Source organism: Dyadobacter sp. CY343, from assembly GCF_021390335.1.
Taxonomy (GTDB): Bacteria; Bacteroidota; Bacteroidia; order Cytophagales; family Spirosomataceae; genus Dyadobacter.
Genome location: NZ_JAJUXK010000003.1, coordinates 522,316 through 536,302 on the forward strand (window position 1 = coordinate 522,316; position 13,987 = coordinate 536,302).

Here is a 13,987-nt window from a genome sequence, read left to right on the forward strand (position 1 = left end):
GAACCATATTACCTAATTTTTCCGTCGAAATCCAATTTATACCTTGACCCCATGAAAAAATTATTACTACCGATCGTTTCGGTATTGCTTTTTGCGCAAGCTTCTTTCAGTCAGTCGAAAGCATTGTTGAACGGGAAAGACCTGAAAGGCTGGCATGTGGACGTGCCGGAGATGGACAAAGATCCAAACGTAAAGTCGCCTTTTATTATCCGGAACGGAATGTTGACCAGTCTGGGGACGCCGGGTGGCCATTTAATCACAGACGATCAATATGAAAACTTTCGTTTAACCTTTCAGTATCGTTTTGCTGGTAAGCCGGGTAACTGCGGCGCGCTGGTATTCGTTTCTACTCCGCGCGACTTGTACGATATGTTCCCGAAATCGATCGAAGTCCAGATGATGCACCAAAATGCGGGCGACTTCTGGTGTATTCAGGAGGATATTACAGTACCTGATATGGAAAAAAGACGCGGCCCAAAGGAAAAATGGGGAGTTAACGGAGATAAGCTGCGCCGCATTCCGAACCTGACGGACGCGACTGAAAAACCGCTGGGCGAATGGAATTCAATGCATATTGAATGTGTTAAAAATTCGATCAAAGTCTGGCTGAATGGGGTACTAGTCAATTACGGCTACAACGCTACGGCGCAGAAAGGACAGATCGCCTTGCAGTCGGAAGGCTCTGAAGTGGAATTCAAGGAAGTGATGGTTACTCCTATTAAAACGTTGTCAAAGTAATGTCTAAACTAAAATCCAGCAGGGTTTTCAGAAATGCAGTGGTATTGTCCATTCTGGTCGCGAATATCGGCTGCGACCAGATATCTAAACAGATTGTGCGAAAACATGTTGGATTTTACGAATCGATAAGCGTTGTAAAGGATTACTTCACAATCATTTATGTAGAAAATACAGGCGCATTTCTTAGTATTGGCAGCAATTTGCCGGACACTTTAAAAATATTAATACTATCCGTAATTCCGCTCATCGCACTCATTTTCGGGGTGTTTTATATTCTGGTCAAGAGAAATCTTACACTCCTCAGCTCACTTGCATTGAGTTTCGCTATTGGCGGCGGGATAGGTAACATTTACGACCGGCTCGTGCACGGTTCAGTGACCGATTTTATGCATATCAATTTCGGTTTCTTCCAAACCGGTATCTTTAATATGGCCGACGTCTCGATCATGACGGGTATGTTCATTTTTCTGTATCAATCGTATCAGAGGCAGATAGGGAGGTTGTTGAGATAGCTTTTTAGCTTTTAGCAATTAGCCGTTAGCTGTTAGGGAAAAATTTCCAGCTAACGGCTAACGGCTAATTGCTAACGGCTCTCTAAGCTCCTACCGAACGGCGGATGATATTCAGTGCCGAACCGGCTTTGAACCACTCAATCTGCTGCTCATTATAAGTGTGGTTAACCGGGAATTCTTCGGTTACACCGTCGTTGTGATGCAAAACGATTATCAGGGGCTGTCCTTCTGCGAAAGTTTGAAGCCCAACGATATCAATTGTATCATCTTCCTGGATTTTATCATAATCGGCAGTATTAGCGAAAGTCAACGCCAGCATACCCTGCTTTTTCAGGTTGGTTTCGTGGATACGGGCAAAGGATTTCGTCAAAATCGCGCGTACACCCAGGAACCGCGGCTCCATAGCAGCGTGCTCGCGGGATGATCCTTCTCCGTAATTTTCATCCCCTACCACGATCGTTCCGATGCCGTGCGCTTTGTAATCGCGTTGAACGGCAGGCACTTCGCTATATTGATTGTTCAGCTGATTTTTGACAGTGTTGGTTTTCTCATTGTAATAGTTAACCGCGCCAATCAGCATATTATTGGAAATATTGTCAAGGTGACCACGGTATTTCAACCAGGGGCCGGCCATTGAAATATGATCCGTTGTACACTTGCCTTTTGCCTTAATAAGTAATTTCAAACCTATCAGGTCTGTTCCTTCCCAGGGTGCAAATGGTTCGAGCAATTGAAGGCGATCAGAAGTTGGGCTGACAAGCACCTGAACCTGACTCGGGTCTTCCGCCGGAGCCTGGTAACCTGCATCTTCAACAGCAAAACCGTGTATCGGCAGTTCAATGCCGCTAGGTTCGTCGAGCATTACTTCGTCACCATCTATATTCACCAATTTATCGGTCCGAGGGTCAAAAGTAAGGCGACCGGCGATTGCCAACGCAGTTACAATCTCGGGCGAAGCTACAAACGAGTGCGTGTTGGGGTTACCGTCGGCACGTTTTGAAAAGTTACGGTTGAAGGAAGTGATAATAGAGTTTTTCTCCCCTTTCTCAGCTCCGTGACGCGCCCACTGACCAATACAAGGTCCGCAAGCATTCGCCAGTACTACCCCGCCAATCTGTGCAAAAGTATCCAGGTAACCGTCACGGTCAACGGTATATCTAACCAGTTCAGAACCAGGTGTAATCGTATATTCCGAACTCACTTTCAATTTTTTATCAACAGCCTGCTGCGCCAGAGAAGCCGCACGGCTTACGTCTTCATAAGAAGAGTTGGTACAAGATCCGATCAAACCAACCGAAAGTACTTCCGGCCAGCCATTTTCTCGTACCGCAGTAGCGAACTTTGAAAGTGGCCACGCCAGATCCGGCGTAAATGGTCCGTTAATATGTGGTTCTAATAACGAAAGGTCAAGTTCTACCAGCTGGTCATAATATTTTGCAGGATCAGCATAAACCTCGTCATCTGAGCGCAATAAGTGTTTTACCGCGTCAGCAGCATCGGCAACATCTGCTCTTTCCGTCGCTCTCAGGTAGGCAGCACTTCTATGATCATATGCGAAAATGGAAGTAGTAGCTCCTACTTCCGCACCCATATTACAGATCGTCGCTTTTCCGGTTGCGGAGATGCTTTCAGCACCTTCTCCAAAATACTCAACGATGTAACCTGTTCCGCCTTTTACTGTCAACTGGCCCGCTACCCAGAGGATAACATCTTTTGCAGCAGTCCAGCCGCTCAGCTTACCAGTCAGCTTCACACCGATCAAACGTGGCATTTTCAATTCCCACGCAAGTCCCGACATTACATCACTGGCATCAGCACCACCGACACCGATCGCGATCATACCCAAACCACCCGCATTTGGCGTGTGTGAATCGGTACCGATCATCATTCCGCCTGGAAATGCATAATTTTCAAGCACGACCTGGTGGATAATACCCGCACCGGCGCGCCAAAATCCCAGACCATATTTATTGGAAACAGATGAAAGAAAATCGTAAACCTCTTTATTCTTATCAACTGCATTTTTCAAATCCTGTGTTGCGCCTACTTCCGCCTGGATCAGGTGATCGCAGTGCACCGTGGAAGGAACCGCAACCTGTGGTCTCCCCGCCTGCATAAATTGCAACAATGCCATTTGGGCAGTTGCGTCCTGCATGGCCACGCGGTCGGGAGCAAAATCTACATATGATTTACCCCTTTCGTAACGTTGCGAAGGTGAGCCTTCCCACAAATGAGAATATAAAATCTTCTCAGCCAGGGTCAAAGGGCGCCCTTCTACCTTGCGGGCAGCTTCTACCCTCTCTTCCATGCGGGCGTAAACGCCCTTTATCATATCTAAGTCAAATGCCATATCTCTTTGATTATTGCTTATACATCACAGTTCTCAACAATTGTACCACAAATGCTATTTAGCTAACTGCTTCACTGGAGGTGCGAATTTGGTGAGGTCAATACCCACCACTGCGGCTTTGTATTCCGCCATATTAGGAATGCGGCCCAGGATCGCAGACAATACAACAACAGGCGTGGACGCGAGCAAAGACTCTCCTTTTTTACGCTCCGAATCTTCCACAACTCTTCCCTGGAATAGTCGGGTTGAGGTGGCCAGAACCGTATCTCCTTTCGCTGCTTTTTCCTGGTTCCCCATGCAAAGATTACAGCCGGGACGTTCCAGGTACATCATATTCTCGTATTCGGTACGTGCCGCCACTTTTGGAGCGTTATCGTCGAATTCAAAACCTGAGTATTTCTGCAAAACATCCCAGTCACCTTCTACTTTCAATTCTTCAATAATATTATAGGTAGGTGCTGCCACAACCAGCGGGGCGTGGAACTGAACCTTGCCTTGCTGATCTTCCAGGTTACGGAGCATTTGAGAAACAATTTTCAAATCCCCTTTGTGAACCATGCAGGAACCTACAAAACCAAGATCTACCTTTTTATCTTCCCCATAATAAGAAAGCGGGCGAATGGTATCGTGGGTGTAACGTTTGGAAACTTCCTTGTTGTTTACATCCGGATCCGCAATCATTGGCTCTACAATCACATCAAGGTCGATCACAACCTCGGCATAATACTTCGCATTGGCATCAGGCACCAAAGCTGGCTTCTCACCTGATTTTATTTCGGCGATCCGCTTATCTGCTTTGTTGATCAACCCCTGCAAAACCTGCTTGTGGTTCTCCATTCCCTTATCGATCATGATCTGGATCCGCTTTTTCGCAATTTCCAGTGATTCGATCAGCGTATCATCTTCAGAAATACAGATAGAGGCTTTTGCCTTCATTTCCGCAGTCCAGTCAGTAAATGTAAATGCCTGGTCGGCAGGCAGCGTGCCCAGGTGAACCTCGATAATTCTGCCCTGAAATACATTTTCTCCGCCAAATTTCTGCAACATCTGAGCTTGCGTAGCATGAACCACATCACGGAAATCCATGTGGTCTTTCATGTCGCCTTTAAACGTCACTTTCACCGATTCGGGAATTGGCATCGATACTTCGCCCGTCGCCAATGCAATGGCAACAGTTCCGGAATCAGCACCGAAAGCAACACCTTTCGACATTCTTGTGTGAGAATCACCGCCGATAATGATCGCCCACTCGTCAATCGTAATGTCATTCAATACTTTATGAATTACATCGGTCATGGCGTGATATTCGCCTTTCGGGTCACGCGCGGTAATCAGACCGAAATCGTTCATGAACTTCATCAGTTTCGGAATATTAGCCTGCGCTTTTTTATCCCAAACCGAGGCTGTGTGACAACCCGACTGATACGCACCGTCAACAATAGGCGAAATCGTAGTAGCTGCCATTGATTCCAGTTCCTGAGCGGTCATTAAACCAGTCGTATCCTGCGAGCCGACAATATTAACTTCCACACGAACATCTGAACCTGCGTGTAAAACTTTACCCGGTGTGACACCGACCGCATTCCTGTTGAATATCTTCTCAACTGCTGTCAGACCTTGTCCTTCATTTGAAATCTCTTTGGATGGAGCGAATACCAGGGTCGGCTCAATACCTAAAATTTTCGCAGCAACTGTCTGGATCTTTTTACCAAAAACAATTGCATAAGACCCGCCTGCTCTGATAAATTCCTTTTTCTGCGGAGTAAGCGCCTTGGAAATGTCAATCAGTTCCCGGTCGCCATTATATAGCTTCTTTGTTTGGGTATTAATGGTCAAAACGGTGCCCGTAGCAACGGAATACACCTCTTCTAAAACCGGGTCGCCACTTTCATTGCGGACAACGTTTCCGGTTTCGTCTACTTTCTTCACCCAGTTTTTCAGGTCAATACCGATACCGCCTGTTACGTCAACAGTTGTAAGGAAAATCGGTGAAATACCATTTGTTCCGCCTACGATCGGCGCAATATTAACGTAAGGAATATACGGACTCGCCTGTTTACCGGTCCAAAGCGCCACATTGTTCACACCTGACATTCTTGACGAACCTACTCCCATCGTCCCTTTTTCCGCAATCAGCATGACGCTCTTGTCAGGATGTTCCTCCTGCAATGCTTTGATCTGCTTCTGCGCCGTGGTGGTGATCATGCACTGACCATGCAATTCACGGTCTGAGCGCGAGTGCGCCTGATTACCCGGAGATAGTAAATCCGTTGAGATATCACCCTCACCGGCGATAAATGTTACGATCTTGATTTCTTCCGGTATTTCGGGCAACAATGTAAAGAATTCACCGCGGGCGTAACTTTCAAGGATTTCCCTCGCAATTTCGTTACCGTTTTTGAATGCTTCTTTCAAACGATCTGTGTCCGCATCATACAGGTAAACCTGTGTTTTGAGAACCTCCGCAGCTTGTTTCGCAATTGAGTAATCCTCACCCAAAGCAAGATCCAGCAATACGCCGATCGATGGGCCGCCTTTCATGTGCGACAGCAATTCAAATGCAAAAGCGGGTGGTATTTCTTCCAATACGGATTCCCCGAGAATGATCTCTTTCAGAAACCTGGCCTTCACGCCGGCAGCACTTGTGGTACCTGGTAATGTATTGTAAATGAAAAATTTAAGAGAGTCTTCGCGGTACTCATTTTGCGTATCCTTGATCTGTGCGATGATTTCTCCTAATAACTCGGCACCGTCAATTGGTTTTGGGTGAAGCCCCTGGGTTGCTCTTTCTTCGATCTCCCGGATGTAATCCTTATAAATGTTCATGTTTGAATTTTTTCAATTTTTTAAAGGGTAGCCTACGATTTTATAAGCTGTTTGAAACGCGCGAAATTACGAATTTAGCCAATATACGCAGGGTTTGAAGCCTATTTTCAGCGCTATTTAGCATCATTATATTCTAATGGTACATATAGATAACCCACCCCCATTTCTTTTTGTTCTCGTTGCAGGTTGATTTAATTCGTTATTTAAATCCTCAGACAGATCTGGCGGCGTTCTACCCCTATATTTCCCGCTCCTTTTGCAGCAACTTTGATTTTTTGTTCGATTGTGCCCTATATTTGGACATTCAAAGTGCTACCAGATTCCTTAAATCCAAAATTATGTCGAAAAATCTGGTGATCGTAGAGTCACCGGCGAAGGCCAAAACCATTGAAAGTTATTTAGGGCAGGACTTCACCGTTAAGTCAAGTTTCGGACACGTCCGAGACCTGCCGGAACATGATATGGGCGTGGATGTTGAACATGATTTTCAACCTTCTTATGAAATCTCGTCGGACAAGGTCAAAGTCATTTCTGAACTTAAAAAACTGGCAAAAGGAGCAGAAGTCTGGCTCGCAACGGATGATGACCGCGAAGGAGAAGCTATTTCGTGGCACCTGAAAGAGGCTCTCGGGCTTCCTGATGATACCAAAAGGATCGTATTCAGGGAAATCACGAAAACCGCCCTTCAAAATGCAATCACCAAACCGCGCGTTATCGACACCGACCTGGTTGACGCACAGCAAGCCAGAAGAATCTTGGACCGTCTGGTTGGATACGAGCTATCTCCGGTACTTTGGAAGAAAATCAGGATTGGAAAATCAAACCTTTCAGCCGGTCGCGTGCAGTCTGTGGCAGTGCGGATCATCGTCGAAAGGGAAAGAGAAATAGATGCTTTCAGAACCAAAAACAGTTTCAAGGTAACTGCACAGTTCAACCTTGGAAACGGTAAGATATTGAATGCTGAACTTGCAAAGAACTTTGCGACCGAAGAAGACGCAGTTCGTTTTCTTGAAAAATGCATTGGAGCAGAGTTCTCTATTAAAAATCTCGAAGTAAAACCTGCTAAAAAAACACCTGCACCGCCATTTACAACTTCTACATTACAACAGGAAGCTTCCCGCAAGCTTAGCTTTTCAGTGGCCCAGACCATGACAGTCGCGCAACGATTGTATGAAGCTGGTAAAATTTCCTACATGCGTACCGACTCTACCAATTTGTCGGAAGAAGCATTGGAGAAAGCACGGCAGCAGATTACGAAGGAATACGGTCAGGAATATTATAATAAGAGGGTATTCAAAACAAAATCAGAATCGGCGCAGGAAGCTCACGAAGCCATTCGCCCGACTGATTTCTCGACCTTATCAGCCAGCAGCGACCGCAATGAACAGCGTTTGTACGAGCTGATCTGGAAACGTGCGATCGCATCTCAAATGTCTGACGCACAGCTTGAAAGAACAACCGCGACGATTGGAATATCCACCGCGTCGGAAGAACTGGTAGCGCAAGGTGAAGTCATCAAATTCGAAGGATTTTTGAAGGTATATCTGGAATCCAGTGATGAGGAAGGCGATGAAGAGCAAAAAGGAATGCTGCCGCCACTAAATATCGGGCAGATTCTGAATTTGTCGGATATGAAAGCCACCGAGCGTTTTACCCGAAATCCGCCCAGATATACGGAAGCGAGTTTGGTTAAAAAGCTGGAAGAAATGGGCATCGGCCGACCATCCACTTATGCACCGACCATTTCTACGATCCTGAAAAGAGAATATATTGTAAAAGAAGACCGCCTTGGAACGGAAAGAGAGTTTAAAGAGTTTACGCTCTCCAACGACGAGATCAAAGCCAAGGTTAATAAAGAAATATACGGTACTGAAAAGGCGAAATTATTCCCTACGAGTACCGGAATGGTTGTCAATGATTTTTTGGTCAGTCATTTTCAGGATATCATCGACTATTCCTTTACTGCGAGTGTAGAGAAAGATTTTGACAATATTGCTGACGGGCAACTTGCCTGGCGGACTATGATCAAGGATTTTTATACTCCATTTCAAAAGAAAGTAGCTGAGGCGAAGGAAGAAGCAATTGATAGAAGTCTGACTTCCAGGGATTTGGGAGAAGATCCGTCTACCGGCAAGAAAATGTCTGTACGCATTGGAAAATACGGCCCTTACGTGCAGATCGGTGATGTTGAGGATGAAGAAAAACCGAAATTCGCGAGCTTGCAGAAGGGCCAGCTGATGGAAACGATCACTATTGAAGAAGCATTTGAATTGTTCAAATTACCGCGGACAGTGGGTTTGTTTGAAGAAAAAGAAATGGTCGTTAATATTGGAAAATTCGGACCTTATGTGAAACACGACGGGAAATATTTCTCGCTGGCACGCACCGACGATCCGATGGCAGTTACCGAGGAAAGACTGGTTGAGATCATTGCTGACAAGCGCTTGCAGGACAGTAACAGAACGATCAAAGAATTCGCTGAGGACGCTGACGCAAAGGTTTTAAATGGAAAGTACGGGCCGTATATTGCTTTTGGTAAAAAGAATGTAAAGATCCCGAAAGGTACCAATCCGGCAGATCTGACTTACGAGGAGGTTGTAAAACTGGCAGCAGAAACGCCTGACAGGCCCGCGGGCAGAGGCGCGAAGAAGCCAGCGGCAAAGGCACCGGCAGCAAAAGCGCCCGCAGCGAAAGCTCCGGCAGCGAAGAAACCGGCGGCGGCCAAGAAAACAGTTGCAGCAAAGAAACCGGCGGCAAAGAAACCGGCTGCGAAGAAGGCTTGAAGTGATAGCAAGCACGGCCGATAATGGCAACTATTTGTGTATCAGTCGTGGCAAAAATAAACACACATTAAAATGAAAAAACTAGTAGTACTCTCAGGAGCGGGAATCAGCGCCGAAAGTGGCATCAGTACATTTCGCGACAACGGCGGCTTGTGGGACAATTATCGCATTGAAGATGTGGCAACGCCGGAAGCCTGGGCCCGAAATCAGGAGCTGGTACTGGATTTCTATAACCAGCGGAGAAAGCAGGCTTACGAAGTGAAACCGAATGCCGCACACTATGCGCTGGCAGATTTGGAAAAGCATTTCGACGTGACGATCATTACGCAAAACGTTGATAATCTGCATGAAGTAGCCGGTTCTTCCAAAGTACTTCACTTGCATGGCGAGCTTTTCAAATCGCGCAGCACCAAAAATCCCGCGCTCGTTTATGAAATGGATTCCTGGGAGCTTAAAAAGGGTGATTTGTGTGAGGAAGGCAGTCAGCTGCGCCCGCATATTGTCTGGTTTGGGGAAGAAGTTCCGATGATGGAGGTGGCGATGGATGTGACTGAGCAAGCGGATATTTTTCTTGTAATCGGTACTTCCCTCGCAGTATACCCGGCCGCTGGGCTCGTGCACTATGTTCCGGCAGGAAGGCCCATTTACCTGATTGACCCCGCCCAACCCGATATTCGCCTGAAACCTAATATGACCTTTATTCAGGAAAAAGCTTCCACGGGAATGGAAATTTTGACCAACAAATATTTACTATCAGAAAAATAGAGAATGCAACTACTAGACGGGAAGGCTATTTCTTCTCAAATCAAATCTGAAATAAAGGAAGAAGTTGAAAAATGGGTCGCTGGCGGTGGCAAGAAACCGCATTTGGCGGCTATACTGGTTGGCAGCGACGGCGCGAGCGAAACGTATGTGGCTTCCAAGATCAGAAGCTGCGAAGAGATCGGGTTCTCTTCTACCCTGCTCCGGTTCGAGCCGACGGTTTCCGAGGCCGAAGTGCTGAAAGCTGTGGAACAGCTAAATAACGATCCCGACGTGGATGGATTTATCGTACAACTTCCCCTTCCTGCGCATATTTCTGAAAATACGATCATGGAGGCCGTGAACCCTGCGAAAGATGTGGACGGTTTCCACCCGGTGAATGTAGGTAAAATGTGCAAGGGGCTTCCGGCATATATTTCTGCGACGCCTTTCGGTATTCTTGAAATGCTGATCCGCGCGAAAATTGATACCAGCGGTAAACACTGCGTGGTAGTAGGTCGCAGCCAGATCGTTGGGTTGCCGATGAGTATTCTGATGCAGCGAAACGACTATCCGGGCAATTGCACCGTAACTATTACGCACAGTAAAACGCAAAACCTGAAAAAGATCTGCCAAAGTGCCGACATCCTAATCGCAGCATTGGGCCGGGCTGATTTCATCAAAGCTGATTACGTAAAAGAAGGCGCGGTGGTGATTGACGTGGGCATTACCCGCGTAGTGGACGCCACGAAAAAGAGTGGCTATTCTATCAAAGGTGACGTTGACTTTAATGATGTTGCCCCCAAAACGAGCTACATCACGCCCGTTCCCGGAGGTGTGGGTTTGATGACGATCTGTGGTTTACTTACCAATACTTTTAAGGCTGCCAAGAAAGAAATTTATCAATAAAAGACATTTTTTATAACTGAGCTGCTTGCTCAAAACACTGGCCAGCTGAGCTGCATTCAATATGCGGTTCAGCTGGTTTTTTGTTGCCCTGTTTGATATTTGCTAAAAGATTTGTCAATTAGTAGCAGATTTCAAATCTATCGGTTTATGAGTATTGTAAGTAATAATATCAAATACCTGCGCAGGCTGAATGGGCTGACGCAGGAACAGTTTGCCAGAAAAATAGCGATCAAACGCTCTCTGTTAGGTGCTTACGAAGAGGCACGCGCCAATCCGAACTTGACCAACCTCAAAAATATGGCGTCTGCGTTTGGCATTACGGTGGACAATTTGCTAAAAAATGATCTCAGAAAACTAAGGGAAACGCCCGATATGTCACTTCCTCTGTCGCCCGCCAAGCCAATGACAGTTTCGCATTCAGGAAATGTCCCTCCGGCTGCTCCTTCAAGAGTACCGACTTACGCCGAGCCCCAGCCGCTGGCAAAGATCATGGAGAAGTATCAGCAGCCAGAACAGCCGCTCAGAATGGTTTCAAGGCAGGTTAACCTCAAACCGGTCAGTGGTGAAGCACCGGCACCAGCCGTACAGCAACCGCCGCGGGCGATGAATTATGCTAATCCTGAGCCGCCACAGCCGGCTAATTACGCGCCCAACCAGCTGCCTGTATTCAATAATCAGTTTCAAACTAACCAATTTAATGCAGCTGCCGAAGAGCGGCCGAATATTTACCAGACTGTCCAGTGGGTTGCATTTAATACGCAAAGCCACTATCTGGCTAACTTCCAGAATCCCGCTTATTTAACTAACCTGCCCTCATTCCAGCTTCCAAATCTGGCCACGGGCTATTACCGTGCATTTGAAGCCGGCGAAGATTATACCTACCCGGGCTCGCTGCTGGTCGGTACTTTCGTGCGCAACTGGTACGATATCCACGACGGAATGCAATATGTTTTTGTGCTAAAAAGTCAAGGCATTATTTGCAGAACTGCATTCAACCAAGTCAAAACATCGGGATTTCTGTTACTAATCTCTGATAATCCTGAGGTAGCTGAGCTGGAAATCCCTTTGCAGGACGTATTGGAAGTATGGGAGATCAAAGCTTTTATCAGCCTGCAAATGCCCGCGCCGCAACCTTCGCTCGATCGCATTATTCAGCTTGTGGATGAATTGCAAATGGAGTTGAGTCAATACCGGCAGCAGGACATTTAGTAATGCGCTAAACTTTTTTCCCCAGTGTACTAAACAAGTTCTCTATTTTAGAAAGGTCTTTACTTTTAGATGTCGTTTCTAAAACTGCGACGCCCATTTGGTACCATAAACCATCACCGGCAGTAAGGTACTTACCTTGTTTTGAGGGTTTTACTTCTGATGCATTGTCCGATACGAACTCTGCCCGGTACACTGTATCCATAATTTGTTGCAGCTGCGTCCATTCAAGCTGCTGCGGAGCTCCGTTGTTCTTGCTAATGGTAAACGATTTGTTAGCAAACGAAGCTTTCAGGTCCAGGCGGGTGGTTTTATCGTGATCTATTTCGACAAATGATAGTTCAAAAGGATTTTCCCGGCCACTAGTTTCGAAGATCGCCTGCATGAATTCCTGCAAAAAATACGACCAGCGTTCCTTATCAACAGGGTATATGGTCACCCGCTTTTCATTTTCTTCCAACTCGATCTCAACAAAATCCTCATATTCATTTTCCTCCCTTTTTCTGATCGTTTTAGAGGATGAAAATATTTGCTCAAATTCGCTGATCCACTTTTCAGGAACTGGACCTTTCCATTTATAATCGTCTTCGGTCGTGAAACCCTCGTCGTAAATTTCATCTTCCGAGAGTTCGTCCCGGTCTTTGTATTTAATCTCGAAATCTACCTCTAACTCCTTTTCAGCGAGGAGATTAAGTTTCAGCGCATAGTAGTGTGCAAAGGGCGCAGGGACAACAGGAGCGGTTTCGAACCTGATGATGTATAGACCTGGTATTTGAAGATTCTTATCCATTTAAAATTGGGAAAACTGTTGAAATGAGCTGCGTTTATCCACTTTGCCTGTCGGCGTTTTTGTGAACTGCGCTACAAAGTAAATATGTTTCGGAGTTTCATAAGCCGAACTCCGCTTCCTAATTTCATCTAAAATCAAATCCTCTCCAAATGAGAGAGGCTGTCCTTCGACAATCAGCACCAGTTTTTGTCCCAATTTCTCGTCGGGCAAATACCATGAAAAAAAGGAGTTGGCTATACCAAGATGAAAGAAAGTCTGAGCGACTATCTCGTCGACCTGATCGAGTACGATTTTAACGCCTCCCGAATTAATTACATGATCCGCTCTTCCTATCCATTTAAAAGTATTGCCGCTAATTTCCACGAGATCGTTCGTCTGCACAGTTTCTCCATTCGTCACCGCTCCTGAAACAAACAAACAGCTTCTCGGATCAGTACCAAACTGAATGCCCGGCAGAAATGTATAATAGTCTTCGGGCAGTGGGCCATTTAACTTGCGCAATGCAACATGCGATACCGTTTCTGTCATTCCATAGCTTTGAAATACGGGCGGGTACATTTGCGATATTTCGTTTTGTAAATGCGAACTCACCGGCGCGCCGCCTAACAGGATCTTTCCGAGGCTGTTAGCCCGGTTTCTTGTCGAAGAATTTTCCAGAATACTGGCTAACTGCATGGGTACCAGCGCAGCAAAATCGAATTCATCACTTGCATCAATGTCAAGCAGGGGATTAGATGAAGGCTCGATAACCGCAAGTTGCCAATCCAGCTCCATTCCGCGCACCAGCATCATTAACCCGGCAATATAATTGACATTAAGGCACACCAACGCGCGCGTTCCACTGCCCAGATTCAGCGCTTTTCCGGTAGCTACTGCGCTGCTCACCAACTGATTACGAGACAATCGGATCGGTTTAGGAGCACCTGTGGACCCGGAAGTATGGAGCACAAATTCCTGCTGACCGGTTTTCCAGGCGCGCATAAAATCGTGCACTTTGGCGAGATATGGATCTTCCGGCCGAAGTTTTTCCCAGAAATCATTTGCTAAAAACATCTTATTCATTTGCTTTTTGAAGGATACCCAAACAATCAGTAATTTCGCATATTCGGCGCACGGACCTGCTTCTTGGGAT

The 13,987-nt window shown here is 46.2% G+C and carries 10 protein-coding genes; 6 read left to right on the forward strand and 4 right to left on the reverse strand.

All coding sequences use genetic code 11. The features are described from left to right. Positions 1-51 precede the first annotated feature (51 nt). A complete protein-coding gene (locus LZG94_RS10470; protein ID WP_233791841.1) occupies positions 52-738 on the forward strand; it encodes a DUF1080 domain-containing protein in 687 nt (228 codons plus the stop codon). Further along, complete coding sequence (lspA, locus tag LZG94_RS10475; protein ID WP_233791842.1) at positions 738-1,250, forward strand: signal peptidase II; 513 nt, start codon at positions 738-740, stop codon at positions 1,248-1,250. The genes LZG94_RS10470 and lspA overlap by 1 nt, the downstream gene beginning before the upstream one ends. A gap of 82 nt (positions 1,251-1,332) precedes the next feature. On the opposite strand, the gene LZG94_RS10480 is transcribed toward lspA, so the two are convergent. Continuing rightward, positions 1,333-3,600 carry an aconitate hydratase gene (locus tag LZG94_RS10480; protein ID WP_233791843.1) on the reverse strand — a complete coding sequence of 756 codons (2,268 nt, stop codon included), beginning with the start codon at positions 3,598-3,600 and terminating at the stop codon, positions 1,333-1,335. A 54-nt stretch (positions 3,601-3,654) separates the two neighbouring features. After that, the gene (locus tag LZG94_RS10485; protein ID WP_233791844.1) at positions 3,655-6,426 is read right to left on the reverse strand and encodes a bifunctional aconitate hydratase 2/2-methylisocitrate dehydratase; all 2,772 of its coding nucleotides are present in this window, start codon (positions 6,424-6,426) and stop codon (positions 3,655-3,657) included. Between the two features lie 338 nt (positions 6,427-6,764). On the opposite strand from LZG94_RS10485, the gene topA reads away from it, so the two are divergent. The 4 genes from topA (at position 6,765) to LZG94_RS10505 (ending at position 12,068) form a co-directional block, all read left to right on the forward strand. Next, positions 6,765-9,209 carry a type I DNA topoisomerase gene (gene topA, locus LZG94_RS10490; protein ID WP_233791845.1) on the forward strand — a complete coding sequence of 815 codons (2,445 nt, stop codon included), beginning with the start codon at positions 6,765-6,767 and terminating at the stop codon, positions 9,207-9,209. Positions 9,210-9,281: 72 nt separating this feature from the next. Continuing rightward, on the forward strand, positions 9,282-9,974 hold the full coding sequence (locus tag LZG94_RS10495; RefSeq protein WP_233791846.1) for an NAD-dependent deacylase: 693 nt from the start codon (positions 9,282-9,284) through the stop codon (positions 9,972-9,974). 3 nt (positions 9,975-9,977) lie between these two features. Next, positions 9,978-10,859: a bifunctional 5,10-methylenetetrahydrofolate dehydrogenase/5,10-methenyltetrahydrofolate cyclohydrolase gene (locus tag LZG94_RS10500; protein WP_233791847.1), complete on the forward strand. Its 882-nt coding sequence runs from the start codon at positions 9,978-9,980 to the stop codon at positions 10,857-10,859. 147 nt (positions 10,860-11,006) lie between these two features. Then, positions 11,007-12,068 (forward strand): helix-turn-helix transcriptional regulator, encoded by a 1,062-nt coding sequence (locus LZG94_RS10505; RefSeq protein WP_233791848.1) that lies wholly within the window; start codon positions 11,007-11,009, stop codon positions 12,066-12,068. Positions 12,069-12,075: 7 nt separating this feature from the next. Here the strand turns inward: LZG94_RS10505 and LZG94_RS10510 are convergent, their stop codons facing one another. Both LZG94_RS10510 and LZG94_RS10515 read right to left on the reverse strand, forming a co-directional pair. Further along, complete coding sequence (locus tag LZG94_RS10510) at positions 12,076-12,855, reverse strand: hypothetical protein (protein ID WP_233791849.1); 780 nt, start codon at positions 12,853-12,855, stop codon at positions 12,076-12,078. Next, positions 12,856-13,917 (reverse strand): AMP-binding protein, encoded by a 1,062-nt coding sequence (locus tag LZG94_RS10515; RefSeq protein ID WP_233791850.1) that lies wholly within the window; start codon positions 13,915-13,917, stop codon positions 12,856-12,858. Between the last annotated feature and the right edge of the window lie 70 nt (positions 13,918-13,987).